Source organism: Variovorax sp. PMC12 (assembly GCF_003019815.1).
Classification (GTDB): Bacteria; Pseudomonadota; Gammaproteobacteria; order Burkholderiales; family Burkholderiaceae_C; genus Variovorax.
In genome coordinates this window covers 1,091,916-1,112,844 of record NZ_CP027774.1, presented here as the reverse complement: position 1 = coordinate 1,112,844, position 20,929 = coordinate 1,091,916, and the positions used below count along the sequence as shown (strand labels likewise).

The 20,929-nt window shown below is 66.2% G+C and carries 21 protein-coding genes; 11 read left to right on the top strand and 10 right to left on the bottom strand.

The genetic code is table 11. From position 1 onward, the window contains the following. Positions 1-12: 12 nt before the first annotated feature. Positions 13-978 carry a succinylglutamate desuccinylase/aspartoacylase domain-containing protein gene (locus C4F17_RS32550; RefSeq protein WP_234383092.1) on the bottom strand — a complete coding sequence of 322 codons (966 nt, stop codon included), beginning with the start codon at positions 976-978 and terminating at the stop codon, positions 13-15. A 319-nt stretch (positions 979-1,297) separates the two neighbouring features. Between C4F17_RS32550 and C4F17_RS32545 the strand changes: the two genes are divergently transcribed. The 8 genes from C4F17_RS32545 to C4F17_RS32510 all read left to right on the top strand — a co-directional run bounded on the left by C4F17_RS32545 (position 1,298) and on the right by C4F17_RS32510 (position 10,112). Next, positions 1,298-1,606 carry a phage integrase family protein gene (locus C4F17_RS32545; protein ID WP_106938457.1) on the top strand — a complete coding sequence of 103 codons (309 nt, stop codon included), beginning with the start codon at positions 1,298-1,300 and terminating at the stop codon, positions 1,604-1,606. 121 nt (positions 1,607-1,727) lie between these two features. After that, the gene (locus C4F17_RS32540; protein ID WP_106938456.1) at positions 1,728-2,450 is read left to right on the top strand and encodes a response regulator; all 723 of its coding nucleotides are present in this window, start codon (positions 1,728-1,730) and stop codon (positions 2,448-2,450) included. Further along, positions 2,431-3,891 carry an ATP-binding protein gene (locus C4F17_RS32535; RefSeq protein ID WP_106938455.1) on the top strand — a complete coding sequence of 487 codons (1,461 nt, stop codon included), beginning with the start codon at positions 2,431-2,433 and terminating at the stop codon, positions 3,889-3,891. Before C4F17_RS32540 ends, C4F17_RS32535 begins: the two co-directional genes overlap by 20 nt. 240 nt (positions 3,892-4,131) lie before the next feature. Next, positions 4,132-4,578 (top strand): tripartite tricarboxylate transporter TctB family protein, encoded by a 447-nt coding sequence (locus tag C4F17_RS32530; protein WP_106938454.1) that lies wholly within the window; start codon positions 4,132-4,134, stop codon positions 4,576-4,578. A 13-nt stretch (positions 4,579-4,591) separates the two neighbouring features. Then, complete coding sequence (locus C4F17_RS32525; RefSeq protein WP_106938453.1) at positions 4,592-6,118, top strand: tripartite tricarboxylate transporter permease; 1,527 nt, start codon at positions 4,592-4,594, stop codon at positions 6,116-6,118. A gap of 226 nt (positions 6,119-6,344) precedes the next feature. Beyond that, positions 6,345-6,731, top strand: coding sequence for a tripartite tricarboxylate transporter TctB family protein (locus C4F17_RS32520; protein ID WP_081267770.1), 387 nt, complete (start codon positions 6,345-6,347; stop codon positions 6,729-6,731). A gap of 10 nt (positions 6,732-6,741) precedes the next feature. Next, positions 6,742-8,244, top strand: coding sequence for a tripartite tricarboxylate transporter permease (locus C4F17_RS32515; protein ID WP_081267769.1), 1,503 nt, complete (start codon positions 6,742-6,744; stop codon positions 8,242-8,244). A gap of 149 nt (positions 8,245-8,393) precedes the next feature. After that, entirely contained in the window at positions 8,394-10,112 is a 1,719-nt protein-coding gene (locus C4F17_RS32510; RefSeq protein ID WP_106938452.1) for a thiamine pyrophosphate-dependent enzyme, read from the top strand. Between the two features lie 2 nt (positions 10,113-10,114). Here the strand turns inward: C4F17_RS32510 and C4F17_RS32505 are convergent, their stop codons facing one another. The 7 genes from C4F17_RS32505 to C4F17_RS32475 form a co-directional block, all read right to left on the bottom strand. Beyond that, the gene (locus tag C4F17_RS32505; protein WP_106938451.1) at positions 10,115-12,103 is read right to left on the bottom strand and encodes a hybrid sensor histidine kinase/response regulator; all 1,989 of its coding nucleotides are present in this window, start codon (positions 12,101-12,103) and stop codon (positions 10,115-10,117) included. Positions 12,104-12,105: 2 nt separating this feature from the next. Continuing rightward, positions 12,106-12,984 carry a sensor histidine kinase gene (locus tag C4F17_RS32500; RefSeq protein WP_106938450.1) on the bottom strand — a complete coding sequence of 293 codons (879 nt, stop codon included), beginning with the start codon at positions 12,982-12,984 and terminating at the stop codon, positions 12,106-12,108. Positions 12,985-12,987: 3 nt separating this feature from the next. Further along, the gene (locus tag C4F17_RS32495; RefSeq protein ID WP_234383090.1) at positions 12,988-14,019 is read right to left on the bottom strand and encodes an ATP-binding SpoIIE family protein phosphatase; all 1,032 of its coding nucleotides are present in this window, start codon (positions 14,017-14,019) and stop codon (positions 12,988-12,990) included. Next, complete coding sequence (locus C4F17_RS32490; protein WP_081267764.1) at positions 14,010-14,414, bottom strand: anti-sigma regulatory factor; 405 nt, start codon at positions 14,412-14,414, stop codon at positions 14,010-14,012. The genes C4F17_RS32495 and C4F17_RS32490 overlap by 10 nt, the downstream gene beginning before the upstream one ends. Then, positions 14,404-14,778 (bottom strand): STAS domain-containing protein, encoded by a 375-nt coding sequence (locus C4F17_RS32485; RefSeq protein WP_081267763.1) that lies wholly within the window; start codon positions 14,776-14,778, stop codon positions 14,404-14,406. Before C4F17_RS32485 ends, C4F17_RS32490 begins: the two co-directional genes overlap by 11 nt. Before the next feature lie 12 nt (positions 14,779-14,790). Continuing rightward, positions 14,791-15,636 (bottom strand): STAS domain-containing protein, encoded by an 846-nt coding sequence (locus C4F17_RS32480; RefSeq protein ID WP_106938448.1) that lies wholly within the window; start codon positions 15,634-15,636, stop codon positions 14,791-14,793. Positions 15,637-15,877: 241 nt separating this feature from the next. After that, entirely contained in the window at positions 15,878-16,771 is an 894-nt protein-coding gene (locus C4F17_RS32475) for an SDR family oxidoreductase (protein ID WP_106938447.1), read from the bottom strand. Positions 16,772-16,848: 77 nt separating this feature from the next. Here C4F17_RS32475 and C4F17_RS32470 point away from each other — a divergent pair, with 77 nt between their 5' ends. Further along, positions 16,849-17,418 carry a TetR family transcriptional regulator gene (locus C4F17_RS32470; RefSeq protein ID WP_106938446.1) on the top strand — a complete coding sequence of 190 codons (570 nt, stop codon included), beginning with the start codon at positions 16,849-16,851 and terminating at the stop codon, positions 17,416-17,418. A 43-nt stretch (positions 17,419-17,461) separates the two neighbouring features. Here the strand turns inward: C4F17_RS32470 and C4F17_RS32465 are convergent, their stop codons facing one another. Both C4F17_RS32465 and C4F17_RS32460 read right to left on the bottom strand, forming a co-directional pair. Further along, positions 17,462-18,478 (bottom strand): TRAP transporter substrate-binding protein, encoded by a 1,017-nt coding sequence (locus tag C4F17_RS32465; protein ID WP_106938445.1) that lies wholly within the window; start codon positions 18,476-18,478, stop codon positions 17,462-17,464. Between the two features lie 25 nt (positions 18,479-18,503). Continuing rightward, on the bottom strand, positions 18,504-19,286 hold the full coding sequence (locus C4F17_RS32460) for an IclR family transcriptional regulator (protein ID WP_081267758.1): 783 nt from the start codon (positions 19,284-19,286) through the stop codon (positions 18,504-18,506). A gap of 137 nt (positions 19,287-19,423) precedes the next feature. Between C4F17_RS32460 and C4F17_RS32455 the strand changes: the two genes are divergently transcribed. Both C4F17_RS32455 and C4F17_RS32450 read left to right on the top strand, forming a co-directional pair. Continuing rightward, a complete protein-coding gene (locus C4F17_RS32455; RefSeq protein ID WP_081267757.1) occupies positions 19,424-20,425 on the top strand; it encodes a TRAP transporter substrate-binding protein in 1,002 nt (333 codons plus the stop codon). Positions 20,426-20,445: 20 nt separating this feature from the next. Continuing rightward, the gene (locus tag C4F17_RS32450; protein ID WP_081267756.1) at positions 20,446-20,892 is read left to right on the top strand and encodes a type II 3-dehydroquinate dehydratase; all 447 of its coding nucleotides are present in this window, start codon (positions 20,446-20,448) and stop codon (positions 20,890-20,892) included. Positions 20,893-20,929: the final 37 nt, after the last annotated feature.

Here is a 20,929-nt window from a genome sequence, read left to right as displayed (position 1 = left end):
TCTCAACCCGGCTCAAAGCGGCCTGCGGCGCGCGTACCGGACCACCGTCACGCCGGGCCGGGCCTGGCGGGTCGACGGCATGACGAGCACGCAGTCGTCATACGGCGTGGTCACGGGCTCGCCCTCGTTCCAGCCGATCACGGTGCCCGCCTGGGCGATCACCTCCAGGCCGGTGAACGGGCGGGCGAAGTGGAAGTCATCGCCGCGCGCGACCACCGGCCCGGTGACGTCCAGCGCCCACTGGCGCGGCGCATCGGCCTGCAGCCAGCCGGGCAGGGCCCGCGCGATGGCCGCATCGTCGAGCGTGCCCGCAGCGCGCAGGAAGCGGGCGCATTGGTCCTGCGCCACGGTGCGGCTGGCCGGGTCCCCATGGAAACCGCACTCGACCAGCAGCGCCAGTGCATCGCTGAGCGGGTCGGCGTCGGGCGCGCCGAAGCGGCCGAAATCGCGCATGCGCACGCCGTCCTTGTGGCCCGCGTCGATCACGATGTGCTCGGGGCTGCGCAACTGCCGCGCCAGCGCGAGGTTGCGCGGCTGCATGCCGGTGAGCGTGAGCGGTGCGGACGGCTCGTGCATCGAATGCAGGTCGAGCAGCCAGTCGGCCTGCGCCACGTGCGGCTGCAAAGCCGCGGCGCGGCGGCGCTCGCGTGTGCCGCCCGCCTCCAGGCGATCGACGGACCACTGGCGGTTGAGGTCCTCGTCCACGAAACGCGAGGCGTCGGTATCTGCCGGATCGAAACCGTCGAAGGCCTCCAGGTTGCAAAAAGCCAGCGTCAGGCTGCCGCGCTGCGGACGCACGGCCGCGTCCAGCAGCCCCTTGATCGCCCAGGCGCCGCATACCTCGTTGCCGTGCACCAGCGCGCTGATCATCACGCGGTGCCCGGCCTGGCCGGAGTCGAAATGCCAGACGCCTTCGGTGCCGGTGTTGCCGGCGCGCCAGGCGGAAATATCAGGTGGAAGAAGTTCGAATGTGGACACTGGCAAGCTCGTTCCTTGATGTTGGCGAATTGGACGATGTCCGGGTATTTGACACGACGGCCGTCCCGGTCAATCGCCGCCCGCACAGCGCACGCTGGTAAACCCTGCTCGCTCGACATGCATGTGTCCAAATATTGATCACGCTATTTGCCTGAATCAACGACACACGCCCAGCGGCTCGCAAGAAATGTCCTTGCGAATCAACGTTTCGGCGTCTGGCACGGGCCATGCAAAGAAGCATGCGATCCCCTGGTCGCGCAGGTCACCAACCATCACACCCGCGCTCCGGGGGCTGTCACACATCGCGCAGGGACATCGCATGGACACGCTTCAATCGCTCGACAACGTACCTCAGGCACACGACAGCGTGGCCGCGTGGTTCGATCCGCTGTTGTCCGAACGGCTTGAGCAGGCCGGCTTCGGCACGCTCGGGCAATTGGTGCAACGGATCAACGACACCGGAACGACCTGGTGGTATCCGGTGCGAGGCATCGGTGTCACGCGTGCCGAGCGTCTGGTGCAGTGGCTGCATGAACAGCAGGAAAGCACGGGCATGCAGGTGCACCTGGCCAATCTGCAATCACACAGACGCGGCAGCCACGCAAGCCGGTCGCCCTCAAAGACATAGGGGCGTAGGCCGCCGCCCGCGCGGCGCGGTTGAAAATGGTCGCGCTTTCCAGCGCACTCGATCCATCGACCCGGTCTCGGCGTCGTCAGGGCCATTGCTTCAACGCCCGTCCCCCCTGTCCATGCAAGCGATTGAACGAATTCTTGTCGTCGACGACGATGTCGACATCCGGCAACTGCTGTCGGACTATCTGAGCAACGCGGGCTACAAGGTAGCTGCCGCATCGAGCGGGCTGGAGATGCATCGGCAGCTCGGCCAGCAGTCGATTTCGCTCGTGGTGCTCGACGTGATGATGCCCGGCGAGGACGGACTGTCTCTGTGCCGCGACCTGCATGCCAAAGGCGGGCCTCCTGTCATTCTTCTGACGGCACGCGGCGCACTGCTCGATCGCATCATCGGCCTGGAGATGGGCGCGGACGACTACTTGCCCAAGCCCTTCGACCCGCGCGAGCTGTTGGCACGCATCAAGGTCGTGCTGCGACGCCTTCGCAGCTTTCCGCCCCCGTGCGAGGCCGAAAGCGCCCGGACGGTGCGCTTCGATGGGTGGCAGCTCGACACCCGCACGCATCAACTGCTGTCGCCCAGCCAGGTGGTCCTGTCGCTGGGTGGCTCGGACTACCGGGTGCTGCGCCTGCTGCTGCAGAACGCGCACCGCACGCTGAGCCGCGACTTCCTCATCGAGCATGCCTTCGGCAAGGAGCGCGCGCCGTTCGACCGGGCCATCGATGTGTGCATCAGCCGCCTGCGCGTGACCCTCCAGGACGATGCGCGCATGCCGCGAATGATCCGTACGGTGCGGCATGCGGGCTATGTGATGTCGGTCGATGCGCTCGAAGAGCGCTGAGGCGCGCAGCGTCGACGCGGCCGGGCAGGGGCGTTGGCGGCGCTGGCTGCCGTGGCCGCGATCGCTGGGAGGCAGGCTCGCGCTGATCCTCGTGATGGGCATGCTGGCCGCGCAGGCATTGACCAGTTCGGTCTGGTTCGACATGCGCTACCGCCATGCGATGGAGATGCCGATTCGCCTGGTGTCGATCCAGCTGGCAGACACCCTGCGCGTCCTGCGGTCGATGCCGGTGGAGGCGGTGCCACAGGCCCTGGCGCAACTGGGCTCGGAAAGCTTCAGGCTCGCATTGCGGGACGGGCCGATGCCGCAGTCGCCGCGTCCCGACAACACGCTGGAAGCCGTGCAGGACATCCTGAGCCAGTCGCTGAGCGACCGGCTCGGCAGCGGAGTCGACGCCACGCTGCTGTCGGCCGAACTGGCCGACGACACCGGGCGGTCGGCGAACGCCTGGACCTTGCTGAACGCGCGCGAACCGGTCGGTCACTTCCGCATCGCTTTGCAGTTGCCGGGCCAGGCCGCGCAGTGGATCGAGGTCGTGGCGTCCGAGGCGCAGGGTGGCATCGAGGCCAAGCCCTTCAGCATCGTGGCCGACTACGTGCTGCGCATCTATGTGCTGCGCATCATGGTGTTCGTCGCGATCGCGCTGGTCGCGGTGCGCCTGGCGCTCAGGCCGTTGCGCCGGCTGGCCGAAGCGGCGGATGCGCTGGGCCGCGACCTGCACAGCCCGCCGCTGTCCGAAGGCGGACCGCGCGAAGTGCACCAGGCGGCCCGCACGTTCAACCTCATGCAGCGGCGGCTGATCCAGGACATCGGCGAACGCACGCGCTTCCTGGCGGCGGTGTCCCACGATCTTCGCTCGCCCATCACTCGCCTGCGGCTGCGCGCTGAGTTCCTGCCGCCCGGAGAGATGCAGGACAAGTTCCGCAAGGACCTGGGCGACATGGAATCGCTGATCTCGTCGACGCTGGACTACATCCGCGGCGCGGACCACAACGAGCCCCGCCGATCGGTGGACGTGAACAGCCTGCTGGCGGGCCTGCGTGCGGATTTCGAGGAGACCGGCGGGACCGTCACGCTGCACGGCCACGCGCGCGAGCCGCTGCCGGCCTACGCCAGCAGCCTTCGGCGCTGCGTGCAGAACCTGATCGAGAACGCGATCCGCTATGGCGGCGCGGCGCATGTCCGCATCGATGATTCGGCGCAGGCACTGCGCATCCGCATCGAGGACGCCGGTCCGGGCATTCCCGAGGCTTCGCTGGAGCAGGTCTTCGAGCCCTTTTTGCGGCTGGAGGAATCCCGCAACCTGGCCTCGGGCGGAACCGGGCTCGGCCTGTCGATCGCACGCTCGATTGCGTTGGCGCATGACGGCTCGATCACGCTGCGCAACCGCGGCGAAGGCGGCCTCGAAGCGCTGCTGACCCTGCCCAGGACCGCGGGGTAGCCGCAGCGGCCGGCACGTCCGGAACAGCCCGCAAGGCAACGGGCGCGCAGTGTCTTGCAATGCGATGTGTCGGGGATGCGGCCCAACACATTGCAATACAAATCGCCGCCGCCCCGGCGTGGAGCCCGACCTAAGCTGCCACCAGCCCGATGCCGCGGCCTCGTCGCGGCGCGGGCTTCGCCGACGCTTGCGCGCGTCGACCTGTTCCATCCAAGGGTCCGAGGACCCATTGCCTGCTTCATGAAAATCACGAGAGACATTCACGACCTGATCGGGGGGCTGGCGATGGTCGCCGCCGGCCTTTTCTTCGCCCTTTACGGCAGCACCTACAACTTCGGCAGCGCGTCGCGCATGGGGCCGGGCTATTTCCCCGTGGTGCTCGGCTGGACACTGGCGGTGCTGGGGCTGCTGGTGGCCTTGCCCGCCTGGTGGCGCCGCGGTGCGGCCGTCGCCGTGCAGTGGAGCAACCTGGCCTGGACCATCGCCAGTCTCCTGGTGTTCGCCTGGACCCTGCCGCGCGTCGGCGTGGTGCTCGCCTCCGCGCTGGCCGCGCTGCTGGCCCTGATGCCTTCGGCCATGGGCCTGCGCACCCGGCTGGTCGTCTGCGCCGTGGTGGCCGTGCTCACCACGCTGATCTTTCCCCTGGCCCTGCAAATGACCCTGCCCATCTGGCCCTGGGGCAACTGACTCTCGACATTCCATGGACCTTCTCAGCAATCTCTGGCTCGGCCTGCAAGTCGCCGCCGAACCCATCACGCTCGCCTACTGCTTCTTCGGGGTCCTGCTCGGAACCGTGGTCGGCGTGCTGCCCGGCATCGGCGCGCTGGCCGCGATCTCGCTGCTGCTGCCGCTGACTTATCACATGCCGCCGACCGCGGCGATCATCATGCTCGCCGGCGTCTACTACGGCGCGCAGTACGGCGGCTCGACCGCCTCCATTCTGTTGAACCTGCCGGGCACGCCGTCATCGGCGGTCACCTGCCTTGACGGCTATCCGATGGCCAGGAAAGGCAAGGCGGGTGTCGCGCTGTTCGTGACCACCATCGCGTCGCTGGTCGGCGCGATGTCGGGCCTGATCCTGCTCGTGCTCTTCTCGCCGGTCATCGCCGGCATCGGACTGAAGTTCGGGCCGGCCGAGTTCTTCTCGATGATGGTGCTGGGCCTGGTCGCAGCCTCCTCCATGACTTCCGGATCGCCCGCCAAGGGCCTGTGCATGGTGGTGTTCGGCCTGCTGCTGGGCATGGTCGGGACCGATGTCAATTCGGGTGTCGCGCGCTTCAGCTTCGACGTGCCCGAACTGATGGACGGCATCAACCTGATCGCGCTGGCCATGGGTCTGTTCGGCGTCGCGGAGGTGGTGCGCTGCATCAACTCGGCCGACACCAACCAGAAGCCCGAGAAGGTCACGCTCAGGTCGATGGTGCCCACGTCGGGCGAGTTCAGGGCCACGATCAAGCCGATGGTGCGCGGCTCGGCGTTGGGCTCGGCGCTGGGGGCACTGCCCGGCGTGGGGCCGTCGATCGCGGCGTTCATGTCGTATGCGATCGAGAAGAAAGTGGCCAAGGACCCGAGCCGGTTCGGCCACGGTGCCATCGAAGGCATCACCGCCCCCGAATCTGCCAACAACGCCTCGGCGCAGACGGCCTTCGTGCCTTCGCTGTCGCTGGGCATTCCCGGCGACGCGGTCATGGCCGTGATGCTGGGTGCGCTGATCATCCACGGCATCCAGCCCGGGCCCATGCTGATCACCGAGCAGCCCGACCTCTTCTGGGGCCTGGTGGTGAGCTTTGCCATCGGCAACATCATGCTGGTGGTGCTGAACCTGCCGACCATCGGCTTGTGGGTCGCGCTGCTTCGCATTCCCTTCGCGTGGATGTATCCGGCCATTCTGGTGTTCGTGGCGCTCGGGGTATACAGCGTCAACAACAACGCCGTCGACATCTATGCGGTGGCCGCCCTCGGCATCATGGGCTACGCATTGATGGTGCTGCGCTTCGAGCCGGCGCCGCTGTTGCTGGGCTATATCCTGGGGCCGATGCTGGAGGAACATCTGCGCCGCGCCATGCTGCTGTCGCGCGGTGACGCCATGGTCTTCGTCGAACGCCCCATCAGTGCCTCGCTGCTGGCATGCACCGCCGCGATGCTGGCCTGGGCAGCCTGGTCCACGGTGCGCAAGGCGATGCGTGCCAAGCGCACGCTGGACGCCGCGAGGAGCGTGACCGTATAGAAGAGCAGCGGCGCAAGCCCGCGCGGGCTTGCGCTCACCGAGAGATACGTAGTTCCCCTTACGGCGGCGTCAGACAACGCTCAGGTACGCCCGAGAGCATCCGTTCGTCCGGGTTCCACCCGGATGGAGACGGGGCCGGGGCGGAGTTGTCCGCGCCGGTGACTTTGGACAACCCAGTAAATCGGGAACTATGAAAAACAGGAACCTTGTCAGAGGACTCTTCCTCATGGCAATCGCGCTGGCCTTCGGCCTCACGGCGCTTCGCTACCCCATTGGAGACTTGAGTCGCGCAGGACCGGGATTGTTCCCGGCCATGGTCAGTGCGATGCTGCTGGTGATCGGCGTGTCGACCGTGATCCGGTCGTTCTTCGTCGCGCCGGTGAAGCTCGACTTCAACTTCAAGAACATCTCGCTCATCCTCGGAAGCCTCTGCGGGTTCGCGCTGATTTCCACCTTCCTGAACATGATCGCGGGCATCGTCTTCATGGTGTTCTGCTCGGCGTTCGCAGGCAGCTCGTACTCGTGGGTGCGCAACGTCAAGGTCTCGGCCGGCCTGATCGTGATGGCGCTGGCGCTGCAGAAGCTCCTCGGCCTGAACCTGCCACTCTTCTGAGGCGACGATCATGGAAGTCCTGAACAATCTCGCATTCGGCTTTTCGCATGCCCTGACGTGGCAGAACCTGATGTTCTGCGCCATCGGCTGCACCGTGGGTACGCTGGTGGGCCTGCTGCCCGGCCTCGGGCCGCTGGCGACCATCAGCCTGCTGCTGCCGCTGACGTACTCCATTCCCACGACCGGCGCGCTCATCATGCTCGCCGGCATCTACTACGGCGCGCAGTACGGCGACAGCGTGAGTGCCATCACGATGAAGATCCCGCACGCCAGCAGCATCGTGGCGTGTATCGACGGGTACGCGATGACGCTCAAGGGGCAGACGGGGCTGGCGCTATTCACCGCGGGCTTCTCCAGTTTCATCGGCGGCACGGTCGCCATCCTGGTGCTGACCTTCCTGGCTCCGGTGCTCGGCGAGGTCGCCTTCCTGTTCGGCCCCGCCGACTACGTCGCGATGATGCTGGTGGGTTTCGTGTGCGTGAGCTTCGTCACCACGGGCAGCCTGCTCAACGGCCTGGCCATGTGCATGATCGGCGTGCTGCTGGGAACGATCGGCACCGACGTCAACAGCGGCGCACAGCGCTTCACCATGGACCTGCCTTTCCTTGTGGACGGCGTCGGCATCGTGAGCATTGCGCTGGGCTGCTTCGGCATCGCCGAGATCACGAAGAATCTCGATTCGCGTGAAGAGCGCTCGCCTTTCAACGGCAAGATCAATCTCATCCCGACCCGGGCCGAGTTCATGCGGATCATCCCCAGCGCGCTGCGCGGCAGCGTGATCGGCTCCTTCCTGGGCATCCTGCCCGGCGGCGGCCCCACCATCGCGCAGTTCGCGGCCTACGCGATCGACAAGAAGGTCAGCAAGTACAAGCACGAGATCGGCTCCGGCTGCATCGAAGGCGTGGCCGGACAGGCCGCTGCCGACGAAGCCGCCGCACGCACGAGCTTCATTCCGCTGATGAGCATCGGCATTCCGGAGAACGCCGTGATGGCGCTGATGCTGGCCGCCTTCATCATCAAGGGCATCCAGCCGGGGCCGAACATGATCGGCAGCCATCCCGACCTGTTCTGGGGCCTGGTCGCCAGCATGTGGATCGGCAATGTCTTCCTGCTCGTGCTGAACGTGCCGCTGGTGCGGTACTGGCTGTCGGTGTTCAAGATCCCGTACGCCGTGCTGTTTCCGTCGATCCTGTTCTTCTGCTGCATCGGCACCTACAGCGTGAACAACAACCTGGAAGACGTCTTCATCACGGCCGCCTTCGGCTTCATGGGCTACATGTTCATGCGCCTGGAGCTCGATGCGGCGCCGCTGATGCTCGGCTTCATCCTCGGCCCGATGCTGGAGGAAAACTTCCGCCGCGCGATGCTGCTGAGCCGCGGCAGCTTCGGCGCCTTCGTGACCCGCCCCATCAGCGGCACGCTGCTGAGCCTGATCGCGGTCTTCGTGGCCTGGCAGGTTGTCTCGTTCGTCTTCCAGGCGCGCAAGAGAGGAGTCGCCATCGAGGCGAAGTGAACTGATGTGGCGCAGCATCGGCCTTCGCGGGCCGGTGCGGCGCCATCCTACCGGCGCTGCCGACGCCTGCCGACGGTGTCTTCGCGCCGTGGCCATAGCCTCCTGGGATCAGGCATATGCCTGAGACAACGCCCCCCAGGACCCTCTCCATGGCTCAACGCAAAGTCGCCGAACTCGTCGTCGAAACCCTTCAGCATGCGGGCATCAAGCGCTGCTACGGCATCGTCGGCGACACGCTGAACCATGTCACCGATGCCATCCACCGCAGCGACATCGAATGGGTCCACGTGCGGCATGAAGAGGCGGCCGCATTCGCCGCCGGTGCCGAGTCCTACCTGACAGGCGAACTCACGGCCTGTGCCGGCTCCTGCGGCCCGGGCGGCCTGCATTTCATCAACGGCGTGTTCGAGGCAAACCGCAATCGCGCGCCTGTGGTGCTGATCGCCAGCCAGGTTGTCACGACCGAGCTGGGCATGGAATTCCCCCAGGAGGTCGACTTCAAGTCGCTCTACGCGAGCTGTACCGTGTTCTGCGAACAGGTGTACTCGGCCGAACAGGCGCAGCGGCTCACTGCGCTCGCGGCACAGGCGGCCCTCTCGCGCAAGGGCGTGGCGGTGATCATCCTGCCGAGCGACATCGCGCAGACCGAGGTGAAGGAAGGCCTGACGTACGCGGTGCACCGAGCCAGGCCGGTGCTGCGGCCGAACGATGCGGAGCTGTCGCAGCTGGCCGCGCTGCTCGGCAAGGGACGCAAGATCGCGATCTACGCCGGCCACGGCTGCGAAGGCGCGCACGAGATGCTGCTCGCACTGGGGCAATGCCTGAAGGCACCGATCGCGCACACCTCCCGCGCCAAGGATTTCGTGGAGTACGACAACCCCTTCAACATGGGCATGACCGGCATCTTCGGTGTCGAGTCGGGCTACCGCGCCTTGCAGGAGTGCGACACCTTGCTGCTGCTCGGCGCCGACTTCGCGTGGAGCCAGTTCTACCCGGCCAAGGCCACCATCGCGCAGATCGATATCGACGGCAGCCACCTCGGGCGGCGCCATCCCGTGGCGCTGGGGCTGGTCGGCGACGTGGCCGCCACCATCGAGGCGCTCATTCCGCTGCTGGAAGAGCGCAGCGACCGAAGCTTTCTCGATGATTGTCTGCGCCACAGGAAAGAGGCGGTGGAAACGCTGCGCCGCGACGAGCGTCCGGGCAAGGAAGGCCTGATTCATCCGCAGCACCTGACGCGCGTCATCGACGAGATGGCCGCTGACGATGCGATCTTCACGGCGGACGGCGGCAGCCCGATGGTGTGGTCGCTGCGCCACCTGACGATGAACGGACGCCGGCGCACCCTGGTGAGCCTGCTGCACGGCACCATGGCCAATGCCATGCCTCAGGCTCTTGGCGCGCAGAAGGCCTATCCCGGGCGCCAGGTCATTTCACTTTCGGGCGACGGCGGCATCGCGATGCTGCTCGGCGACCTGATGACCGCCGTGCAGGAGAAGCTGCCGATCAAGGTGGTGGTCTACAACAACGCGAGCCTCAACTTCGTCGAGCTGGAGCAGAAGGTCGAAGGCCTGCTCGACAACTACACCGACCTGCTCAACCCCGACTTCGCCCGGCTGGCAGAGGTGATCGGCTTCTACGGGCAGAAGGTCGAGCGCGCTGAGGATCTGCCCGATGCGGTGCGCGCGTTCCTCGCGCATCCCGGCCCCGCTTTGCTGGACGTGAGCGTCAACCGGACCGAACTGGTGATGCCGCCGAAGGTGGAATTCGCCCAGGTCGCAGGCACCATGCTGTATTCGGCCAAGGCCGTCCTGAGCGGACGCTCGTCAGACGTCATCGATCTGCTCAAAGACAATTTCACGCAGTAGCGTCAGCCCGCCGTGGTGCGGCTGGCCACCAGCGCGACCAGCGCATGCGGCTGCAACGGCTTCCCGAGGTGTGCATCGAAGCCTGTCTCCGTGGTCTTCGCCAGGTCTTGCGGACGGGTGAAAGCCGTGTGGGCGACCGAGAACAGCCTGGGCTTGCCGAGCAGGCGTTCGCGCTCGCGCACTTCGCGGATCAGGTCGTAGCCGTCCCGGCCCGGCAGGCCGATGTCGCTGATCAGCACATCGGGCCATTTCTGGTCGAACAGCTGCAGGGCGCTTTCGACATCGACGCCCAGCCGGACGCTGGCGCCGGCGTCGGCCAGCACCACCGTGATGATCTCGCTCGCATCCGCGTTGTCCTCGACCACCAGCACATCGAGGCCATGCAGCACGCCGCTCATGGCAGGGGCTGGCCTGCCCGCCTGCGACTCCGGCGTATCCGGAAGCAGGATCGACGCTTCGTCCGAAGGAACGACGCCGAGCGTCACGCGCAGCGTTGCGCCGTGGCCCTCGCCCTCGCTGTGGGCCGACACGCCGCCGCCATGCAGCTCGGCGAGGTTCTTCACGATGGACAGCCCCAACCCGAGCCCGCCATGAAATCGGTTGTCGGGGGAGTCGCTCTGGGAAAAGCGGTCGAACAGGTGCTCCAGGAAGTCCGCGCGGATGCCGCGGCCGAAGTCCCGCACCGACAGATGCAACATGTGGTCCTGCCGTTGCAGCTCGATCAGGATGCGCCCGCCCTCGCCGGAGAACTTGATGGCATTCGAAAGCAGGTTCCAGACGATCTGCTGGAACCGCGTGGCGTCGAGCCAGGCGGGCGCGTCGGCCTCCTGCCGGTCGAACACGATGTCCAGCCGCTTGGCCGCCACCGGGGCGGCCAGCGCCTCGATCGCCGCGCTCACCAGGGCGCGTGGCTCCGCCCACTCGCGGTGAAGCCGCAGTTTTCCGGAACTGATGCGTGAGACGTCCAGGATGTCGGCGATGAGCCGTGTCTGCGCCTTGACGCTGCGATCGATGGCGGCAAGCCCTTTTTCCATCTGCTCGGGGGTTCGCCCACCGACCTTGAGCACATGCACCCACCCGCTGATCGCGTTGAGCGGGTTGCGCAATTCGTGCGAGAGCACCGCCACGAAGTCGTCCTTGGTCCGGCTCAGCCGCTCGGCGGCAACGCGCGCCGCCTGCTCGCGCTCCAGCACTTCGCGGCGGCGCGCCTCCAGCTCGAAGCGCTCCGATACATCGAGCGCGATGCCCACGCGCAGGCCGGGCTCGATGTGGCCGGACATGGTCCATTCGAGCCGTATCCAGGAGCCGTCGAGCCGCAACAGGGGAAATTCGCCTTTCCATGGCGCCGAGGGGAGCTGCGCCCCCTGCGTGTGGGCGTTCACGAATGCGGTCCACTCGCCGGGTGCAAAGGCGCTGACCGGCTGGCCGACCAGGACGTCGCGCGGCTGTCCGAGCATGGCGACCAGCGCCGGATTCACGTCGGCAAAGCGCCCCTCGGCATCGATCAGTGCGATGCCGGTGGGTGCATGGTCATGGATCGCACGGAAGCGCGCCTCGCTGTTGCGCTGTTTCTCCTCTGCCATGCGGGCACGGATGAGGGCCTGCAGCGTGGCGATGAGCACGGGTGGCTCGACCGGGTGCACCAGATAGGCGTCGGCGCCGGCGTTGAGGCCTGCCACCTTGTCCTCGTTGCGCACGAAGGTGGCCGACAGGTGCACCACGGGCAGGGTGGCGGTCGATGGTTGCACCCGCAGCTCGCGGCATACCTCGAAGCCGCTGAAATCCGGGAGATGCACATCGAGCACCACGGCGGCAATCTGCCGGGATGCGAGTTCCAGCGCTTCGCCGCCAGTGCCTGCTTCACGGGTCTGGAAACCCGCAGCGCGGATCGTGCGCGCGGTCGCGTAGCGCGTCGTGGGGTTGTCGTCGACCACCAGCACCGTATGGCGCGACCGGTCGATCGTGGTGTTGATCAGGGGTCCGCTCGGCATGCCTATTCCTGTGGCGCGGATGCCTGGCGGGGCCACTGCACCGGGACCGTCACCGAAAACACCGAACCCTTGCCCAGCTCGCTCGCCACCTCGACATGTCCCCCGAGCAGCACCGCGAGCTGCCGGCTGAGGGACAGGCCCAGTCCGGTGCCGCGCAGGCGCTTCTGCACGGGGGAATCGACCTGCGAGAAATCGTCGAACACCGCGGCGTGGTGTTCGGGCGCAATGCCGATGCCGGTGTCGGAGACCGAGAATTTCAGGGCATCCTCGCCCACGCGAATGACGTTCACCCGAACCTCGCCCTGCGGCGTGAACTTGAGCGCGTTCGAGATGAAGTTGCGCAGGATCTGCGACAGCTTGCGGTCGTCCGTGTAGAGCTTGGGCAAGCCCTCAGGCTCTTCGAAGATCAGGGCGGTGGCGGGGTTGTGCAGCACCGGGCGAAACATGCCGCGCAGCGCGGAGAACAGGTCGACCATCTCGAACCAGGCCGGCGAGATGTCGACGCGGCCCGCCTCGATCTTGGCCAGGTCCAGCAGGTCGTCGACCATCTCGGCCAGCTCCTTCGCGGTGCCGTCGATGAAGCCGACCTGCTTTTCCTGCTCCGGCGTCAGCGGTCCGTCCAGGCGGTCGCTGAGCAGGCGAGCGATGCTGCGGATCGCACTGATCGGGGTGCGGAACTCATGGCTCATGTAGGCCAGGAAACGGCTCTTGAGTTCGGTGGCCTTCTTGAGTTGCTCGGCCTGCGCATCGAGCTCTGCATACAGCGCCACCACGCCGCGGTTGGTTTCCTCGAGTTCCGCGCGCAGTTCATCGACTTCGCGTCGGCTGGCTGCCAGCGCTGCTTGCGAGTCGTCGCAGTCGGCCAGGCCGGTGCTGTTCATCGGTTATTCCTTTTGACGGATCACCACGACGGTGGCGTCGTCGCGGTGACGTGTATGGTCGCGCAAAAGAACCGCGGCCACCAGCGTCGGGTCCTTTTGCAGCAGTGGCCGGATGCGATCGACGTTCCAGCGCGTCTCGATGCCGTCGCTGTGCAGGATCACCAGCGCGTGCGCAGGCAGCGCCAGCGAGGCGGTCTCCGGCTTGCGGATCTGCATGCCCGCGGTGCCATGCTGGGTGACGAGCGACTTGTCGAACACACCCGACATTACCCGGCCCACGATATTGCCGGCGCCGGTGTAGGTGACGGTGGCGTCGGCCGTGTCGATGCGCAGGGCGCAGACCGCGGCGCCCCGGGTGGTCTGAAGTTCGCGGTGCACCTTCTGCACGGTCTCGCGCAGATCTCCTTCGCAGCAAGAGGCAAAGGCGGCCGTGGCGGCCTGCGAGGCCTTGGCGGCTTCCGGGCCGTGCCCCAGCCCGTCGGCCAGCAGTACGGTGGTCCGCTCGTCATGGATCGCGGCCGCCCAGCCGTCGCCGCAGACGGCTTCGTGCGGCGCGGGCAGGCAGATCGCGCCGATCTGTCTGTCGGCAACATGCCATGTCCCCTCGGCGGAAGACACGGCGGGACGCATGCGCGCCACGCTCACCGTGCCGCCCGGCATGCTGGAGTGGATGTCGAATTCGCTGGCCAGGCGGCGCACCGCGCCCAGCCCGGTACCCGGCGTGCTGCCCGAGGAGTGGCCATCCTGCATCGCAAGGGAAAGGTCCGCGATGCCGGGTCCGTCATCGATCGAGATGACCTCGACCTCGCCGGCTTCGCCCGTCTCCTGGTGCGCCGCGATCAACAGCCGCCCGTTCCTCGCATGGCGATGCAGGTTGGTGCCCAACTCCGTCACCACCAGTGCCAGTCGACCCGCATCGACCTCGTTCCAGCCCATGTTCGCGACTGCCTGCGCGGCGTGGCGCCGTGCCTCGCCGACGCAACTGGCGTCGGTCATGGGGAAGGCCTTGTGGGTCCAGCCGGTGACTATTTCCACTTGGTGATGCTCACTCGGGTGCCCTGTCCCGACGCCGATGCGATGTCGAACTCGTTCACAAGCCGCTTGCTCCCGGGCAGGCCCAGGCCCATGCCGCTGCCGCTGGTCCAGCCGTCAGTCAGGGCGAGCGCGAGATCCGCGATGCCCGGACCCTCGTCCTCGAAGTGCAGCATCAGGCCTCGGCGACCGTTGCGCTCCACGAATTCCCATCGCATCCGGCCACCGCCGCCGTGGATGAGCGTGTTGCGCGAAAGCTCGCTGGCCGCGGTGATCATCTTGGTCTGGTCGACCAGGGACAACTTCAGCTCCTGGCAGAGCGTGCGCACCAACTGCCGGCTCGCGACGATGTTCTGCTCGCTGAGCAAAGGCAACGTGCCGGATTGTTCAGTGGCCAAACGCGTTCTCCTGACGGGAACGCCGCAGGAGCTCCATGCCGCGCTCGACATTGAGCGCGGTCCGCACACCGTCGAGCGACAGCCCGAGCTCGACCAGCGTGATCGCCACCGCCGGCTGCATGCCGACGACGACGGTCGTGGCCGAGAGGATGCGGGCGATGCCCGAGATGCTGGTGAGCATGCGGCCGACGAAGGAGTCGACGATCTCGAGCGCGGAGATGTCGATCATGACGCCCGATGCGCCGGTCTTGGCAATCTGGTTGGACAGATCGTCCTGCAGCGTCAGCGCTGTCTGGTCCTGCATGTCGACCTGGATGGTGACCAGCAGCGTGTCACCCATGCGAAGAATTGGGATGCGGTCCATAAGGCCTGCCGCTCACTTGTCGCGCGAGACGCGCCAGCCGGTCTGCTGAAGCGCGAGCGCGAGCGCATCGGCGAGCGTGGCCTTGGTGCGCACCCCCTGCAGGTCGATGCCCAGGTGCACGATGGTCTGCGCGATCTGCGGACGGATGCCGCTGATGATGCAGTCGGCGCCCATCAGGCGAATGGCCGTGACCGTCTTGAGCAGGTGCTGCGCCACCAGCGTGTCGACCGTGGGCACCCCGGTGATGTCGATGATGGCCAGCTCGGAGCCGGTTTCCACGATCTTCTGCAACAGGGCCTCCATCACCATCTGCGTGCGACTGCTGTCGAGCACGCCGATCATCGGCACGGCGAGCACGCCGTCCCACAGTTTGACCACGGGTGTGGACAGCTCGAGCAGCTCTTCCTGCTGGCGGCGGATGATCTCTTCCCGCGCCTGCTGGTAGATGCCCACCGTGTGTTGCGCGAGCTTGTCGACGGTCGTCGAGAGCGACCAGAGCGACGCCGCCATGGCTTCGGGGTTGGCGGCAAGGCGGCGCTGCAACGAAGAGAAGAGGGGCTTCTTGAGAGCGAGCAGGAACATGCTGGTGTCCGCCGCCGACTGGCCTTTGGCCGCGCGGGTTTTCGACAGGTCGCCCAGCACCTCGCGCAACGGCGCCCATGCGGCGCTGTCCAGACGGGAGGGGTCGCCGCCGCTCTCAAGCGCCTGGCGCAGCTGGCTCAGGATGTCGCGGGCCTCGGTCTCGGCTGCGCGCCTCGCGCCGGTGTCCGTCAGCCTTGCCTCGGTCAGCCAGGCATCGACGACGTCTTTTTCTTCTTCCCGCACGGTGGCGAGCAGCGCTTCGAATTCTTCTCTCATGAGTTCCTCATCGGATGTTTTTGGAGTCGTCCGGTGAAACGTGCAGCGCCCCTGCCCGAACGCATGCGCCATGCAGTTGAGCTGCTGGCGTGAAGTTTCACTATGGACGATCCTACCTTTGGCGAAGCGTCGGAAACGCGTTGCAAGAAGCGCCAGATTGCGTCTTTTGACGTAGGCTGATTCTTACGGGCGTGCTAGCGAGGAAGAAGTCGAAAAACGGCGCCACGGCTCGGCGGCCGCTTCAGCGGCCGGGATAGTGCCCGGCGGCGATGTCTTCCAGCAGCGTCGCGTGGCTCGGCTCCCAGTCCAGAAGCTCGCGAGTCCTTTCATTGGATGCAGGCGCGTCGGCGCCGAAGAACAGGCCGATCCACTCGAAGTGCGCAGCCGCGCGATCGACCGGAACCGACTCCACCGGCACCTGCATCGATCGGCCGAGGGCCTCGGCAATGTCGCGCGTGGCGATGGCTTCCTCGGCCACCGCATGCAGCACGGTGGAGGGCGGCGCCTTGTCTACCGCCAGCCGCACGAGCCTGGCTGCGTCCAGCCGGTTGACGGCGGACCAGCGGTTGCGGCCCTCGCCGAGGTAGGCCGACACGCCTTTCGCGCGGGCGATCTTCGCCAGCGTGGCGACGAAGCCGTGGTCGCCTCCGGCGCCGTGCACTGTCGGGGCAAAGCGCACCACGAGCGAGCGAATGCCGCGTTCGGCCAGGCCGAGCGTGTATGCCGCGTTGGCCACGCGCGGGTGCACCGCCGGATTCGGCATGTCGCTCTCGGTGCCGACTCGTCCGGGCGCGAGGCCGAGGGTGCCCGACGCAATCAGCAGCGGGCCGCCGGTGCCGTGGAGGACATCGGCGAAGGCGTCGATGGCCGCACGGTCGGTGCGCGCCGCATCGGCCATCTGCGAGAAGTCGTGGTTGTATCCGAGATGCACCACGCCCTCGGCGCGTTCGGCGGCGGCGCGCAGGCTGGCCACATCGTCGAGCGAGCCCTTCACCGCTTCAGCGCCGAGCTTTCGGATCTTGGCCGCGGCCTCTTCGTTGCGGGCGAGGCCGAGCACTTGGTGTCCCGCGGAGATCAGCTCGACGACGCTGGCCGATCCGATCCAGCCCGAGGCTCCGGTGACGAGAATTCGCATGTGCGCTCCTTTGATGTCATTGAGTGACATCATTGTAGGCCTATGATGTCACTCTGTGTCAACACTATGAGGATGCGATGGGTCGCTGGGAGCCGGATGGGGAAGGGCGCCTGCGCATGGCGGCCATGGAGTTGTTCGCGGAGATCGGCTATGAGCAGACGACCGTCGCCGCCATCGCCGAGCGCGCGGGCCTGACTTCAAGAACGTTCTTCCGCTATTTCGCCGACAAGCGCGAGGTGCTCTTCAGCGGATCGGAGGTCTTGCAGGAATCGATGGTGGCTGCGCTGCACAGCGCCCCGATGGATGCAACGGCCATGGATGCCATTGCCTTCGCGCTGCAGGCGCCGGCCGATTTTTTCGACGAGGACCGCCGCGGCTTCGCCCGCTTGCGCGCTGCGGTGATCGCAGCCAACGGCGAACTGCGCGAGCGAGAGCTGATCAAGCTCGCAAGGCTGTCCACGGCGCTGGCCGAGGCTTTGCGCGCCAGGGGATTCGCCGAGCCCGACGCGAGCCTGCTGGCGGAGTCGGGCATCGCGGTCTTCCGCGTCGCATTCGGGCTGTGGGTCGCACCGGCCGAGCGTCGGCCCTGGGGCGACATCGTCGGTGCCTTGCTGACGCGGCTGAAGGCGCTTTCGACGGCCCAGTAGGGGCCAGGCCGCGGAGCGGCGTTGGCGAGAGCTGAAGCTCGCGCTATTTCCGCGCCTTCTCGACTTCAGCCATCAACTCCGCGACGGTGGCTTCGCCCACGGACGCTGAATATTTGTCGATCACCGGCTGGACCTTGGCACGCAGCTTCGCGGTCTCTTGCGGCGGAATCTCGGAAACGACCATGCCAGCCTTCTTCAGGGCGTCGAGTGCGCCATCGGCGGCGCCGCGAGAGGCTGCACGCTGGAACAGCGTGGCTTCGGCCGACGCCTGCGCAATGATCTTTTTCTCGTCCGCGCTCATGCCGTCCCAGGTCTTCCTGCTGATCAGCAGCGCCTGCGGGTTGTAGATGTGCCGGGTCTGGGTGATGTACTTCTGCACCTCGGAAAACTTCGACGACAGGATGGTCGTGTTCGGGTTCTCCTGGCCGTCGACGGCCTTCTGGTCGAGCGCAGGGTAGAGCTCGGGGAACGGCAGCGGCGTGGCGTTTGCGCCCAGTGCCGTGAACAGGTCGATGTAGATCGGCGACTGGATCACGCGGATCTTCAGGCCCGCAATGTCATCCGCCTTCGTGATCGGCCGCTTGCTGTTGGTGAGATTGCGAAAACCCAGGTCCCAGTAGCCCAGGCCGTGCAGGCCCTTGTCTTCCAGCTTGGCCATGAGCTTCTGGCCGAAGGGGCCATCGGTGACCGCATCGGCCTCCTTGGCGCTGTTGAAGAGGAACGGCAAGTCGTAAGCCGCGAATTCCTTCACCTGCGCCGAGAGGATGCCCGCGTTCAGCACCGTGAGCTCGATGGTTCCGCCCTGCAGGGCCGACACAGTTTGCAGGTCGCCGCCCAGCACGCCGCCGGCAAACAGCTTCACCGCGATCTTGCCGCCGGACTTGGCGGCCACGAGGTCAGCGAATTTCTGCGCGCCCAGCGCCTGCGGATGACCCGCCTGGTTCTGGAACGCGAATTTCAGCGTGCGCTCCTTGACCTGCGCAGCCGCACCCGATGCCGCAAGCAAGGCCGTGGCGGCAACAGCGGCTGCCAGCAGCCTGTGAATCAAGTTCTTCCTCATGGCGTTTGTCTCCTCGTTGTGTCATTCATGCTCTTTTCTTGAACAGCGCCGAAGCACCGCTGGCACGCGCGACTTCCTCGACCGTGGCGAGCAGCGCGGGTCCCAGTGCCTCCATGCGTTGCTGCGTCAGCCTGACGGCGGGCCCCGCGATGGTGATAACACCGATGACCGAACCGCCGGAAGCGAAGACCGGCGCGGCCATGGCGGTCATTCCCGGTGCGAAGACCTCGTTGATCATGCTGAAGCCGCGCTGGCGGGCCGCCTTCACGTAGGTCATCACCGCCTTGAGCGTGGTGGGCGCCTTCGGGCCGTAGTCTTCTGGCTTGCCCAGGCCCTTCTTGGCCACCAGCGCCACCGCATCGTCCTCGCTCATGGTCGAAAGCCACGCATGCCCTGCCGCGCTGCACGACAGGGTGACCGACAGCCCCATGTCCGGGTCGTAGCGAAGTCCGTGCGTTGCCCCTTGCGCCTTGGCCACGAAGGTCAGGTCTTCACCGTCGACCACTGCCAGGCGCACCAGTTCGCCGGAGGTCGCGGCAAGCTGGTCGAGCAGTGGCTGCGCCACGTCCACGATGCCCGAATTGCTCAGGAACGACAGACCGACGGAGACGAGCTTGATGGTCAGCACGTAGTGGCCGTCGGCAATGTCCTGGCGCACGTAGCCGCAGCGAATCAGTTCGGTCAGCAATCGGTGCGATGCGCTCAACGGGATCTGCAATTGACTGGCCACGGTGGACAGTGCAACGCCGTGCGGATGCTCCGCCAGGTATTCCAAGACCTTGAAGCTGCGTCCCAGCATTTCGCTCATTTCGTGTCTCCGGTTGCGTGGCGTTGCGACATCGTCACTCTATCAGATCACGGGAAGGGATTTCCATTATGGAAAGTTTTTCCGAAAAACTCAGAATCGGGCCAGTCAGACTTTTCTGCACCCTTTTGGAGATACCTGTGAAACTTCTTCGAACGCTTGCCGTCGCCGGCCTGTGCATCGGCCTTGTCGCCCCGACCTGGGCCCAGCAGGAGCGGGTGATCCGCTTCGGCCATCTCAACAATGCGGACCATCCCGTGAGCTTCGGCGTGAAGCGCTTCGCCGAACTGCTCGCTGCCAAGAGCGGCGGCAAGATGAAGGTGCAGGAGTACCCGGCCTCTCAACTCGGCAACGAGATGCAGCAGCAGTCCGCCCTGCAGGGCGGCGTGCAGCAGATGTCGGCACCGGCCACCACCTCGCTGGCGGGGATCGTCAAGGAGTTCGGCCTGGTCGACTTCCCGTTCTCGGTGAACAACTTCGCGCAGGCCGATGCGTTGCTCGACGGCCCGCTGGGACAGGCACTGATCGCCAAGCTGCCGGAGAAGGGCCTCGTGGCGCTGGGCTACTGGGACCTGGGCTTTCGCAACGTGACGAACAGCAAGCGCCCCATCGCCAAGCCGGAGGATCTCGAGGGACTGAAGATCCGGGTCATTCCCAACCCGGTGTTCCTGGAGACGTTCAAGTCGTTCAAGGCCAATCCGGTGCCGATGCCCTTCGCCGAGCTCTATGGCGCGCTCGAGTCGAAAGCGGTCGACGGCCAGGAGAACCCGTATTCGGTGATCCTGTCGAACAAGTTCTTTGAGGTGCAGAAGTTCGTGAGCGCCACGAACCACGTGTATGCGGCCAACATCGTGCTGGTCAGCAAGAAGTTCTGGGACTCGCTGAGCGCCGCCGAGCAGAAGATGATGAATGAGGCCGCCAACGAGGCGCGCGGCTATCAGCGCCAGGTCAGCCGTGCCGCTGCCCAGAAGGCGATCGGCGACCTGCAAGCCAAGGGCGCGCAGTTCAACGAAGTGAGCGCGGCAGAACAAGTGCGCATGCGCGAGATCGCCAAGCCGGCGATCGACAAGTTCGCGGCGCAGTACGACCCCGCCATCGTCAAGCTCTACAACGACGAGCTCGCCCGCATCCGCAAACAATGACCGCCCGCTCGGCTTCCCTCATGAAAATCCTCGTTCTCCACGGCCCGAACCTCAACCTGTTCGGGCGCCGCGAACCGCATATCTACGGCAAGACCACGCTCGCGGAAATCAATGCCCAGCTGCAAGCGCTGGCAAGCGAACTCGGCGTGGCACTGGAGACGATCCAGTCGAACCACGAAGGCGATCTCATCGACTTCCTGCATGCCCACATCGACGATGCCCAAGGCGCGCTGGTCAACCCCGCAGGGCTGACCCAGCACGGCGTGCCGCTGCATGACGCGATCAAGGCCATGCCATTTCCGACCATCGAGGTGCACATGTCGAACATCGCCGCACGCGAGACATGGCGTGCGCACTCGATCATCTCGCCGGCGGTGAAAGGCACGGTGCAGGGACTGGGGCCGCATTCCTACCTGGCGGCGTTGCGCGCACTGGTCGACATGCAAAAGCAGGTGGCCGCCTCCTGAAACACCGTGCTGTCCGGCGAGGACGGACCGCCAGAGA

Excerpts from the sequence above, each read along its gene's own strand:
- C4F17_RS32545 (WP_106938457.1), top strand. The coding sequence starts at position 1,298 with ATGGACACGCTTCAATCGCTCGACAACGTACCTCAGGCACACGACAGC.
- C4F17_RS32540 (WP_106938456.1), top strand. The coding sequence starts at position 1,728 with ATGCAAGCGATTGAACGAATTCTTGTCGTCGACGACGATGTCGACATC.
- C4F17_RS32535 (WP_106938455.1), top strand. The coding sequence starts at position 2,431 with ATGCGCTCGAAGAGCGCTGAGGCGCGCAGCGTCGACGCGGCCGGGCAG.
- C4F17_RS32530 (WP_106938454.1), top strand. The coding sequence starts at position 4,132 with ATGAAAATCACGAGAGACATTCACGACCTGATCGGGGGGCTGGCGATG.
- C4F17_RS32525 (WP_106938453.1), top strand. The coding sequence starts at position 4,592 with ATGGACCTTCTCAGCAATCTCTGGCTCGGCCTGCAAGTCGCCGCCGAA.
- C4F17_RS32520 (WP_081267770.1), top strand. The coding sequence starts at position 6,345 with ATGGCAATCGCGCTGGCCTTCGGCCTCACGGCGCTTCGCTACCCCATT.
- C4F17_RS32515 (WP_081267769.1), top strand. The coding sequence starts at position 6,742 with ATGGAAGTCCTGAACAATCTCGCATTCGGCTTTTCGCATGCCCTGACG.
- C4F17_RS32510 (WP_106938452.1), top strand. The coding sequence starts at position 8,394 with ATGGCTCAACGCAAAGTCGCCGAACTCGTCGTCGAAACCCTTCAGCAT.
- C4F17_RS32505 (WP_106938451.1), bottom strand. The coding sequence starts at position 12,103 with ATGCCGAGCGGACCCCTGATCAACACCACGATCGACCGGTCGCGCCAT.
- C4F17_RS32500 (WP_106938450.1), bottom strand. The coding sequence starts at position 12,984 with ATGAACAGCACCGGCCTGGCCGACTGCGACGACTCGCAAGCAGCGCTG.
- C4F17_RS32485 (WP_081267763.1), bottom strand. The coding sequence starts at position 14,778 with ATGGACCGCATCCCAATTCTTCGCATGGGTGACACGCTGCTGGTCACC.
- C4F17_RS32480 (WP_106938448.1), bottom strand. The coding sequence starts at position 15,636 with ATGAGAGAAGAATTCGAAGCGCTGCTCGCCACCGTGCGGGAAGAAGAA.
- C4F17_RS32475 (WP_106938447.1), bottom strand. The coding sequence starts at position 16,771 with ATGCGAATTCTCGTCACCGGAGCCTCGGGCTGGATCGGATCGGCCAGC.
- C4F17_RS32470 (WP_106938446.1), top strand. The coding sequence starts at position 16,849 with ATGGGTCGCTGGGAGCCGGATGGGGAAGGGCGCCTGCGCATGGCGGCC.
- C4F17_RS32465 (WP_106938445.1), bottom strand. The coding sequence starts at position 18,478 with ATGAGGAAGAACTTGATTCACAGGCTGCTGGCAGCCGCTGTTGCCGCC.
- C4F17_RS32460 (WP_081267758.1), bottom strand. The coding sequence starts at position 19,286 with ATGAGCGAAATGCTGGGACGCAGCTTCAAGGTCTTGGAATACCTGGCG.
- C4F17_RS32450 (WP_081267756.1), top strand. The coding sequence starts at position 20,446 with ATGAAAATCCTCGTTCTCCACGGCCCGAACCTCAACCTGTTCGGGCGC.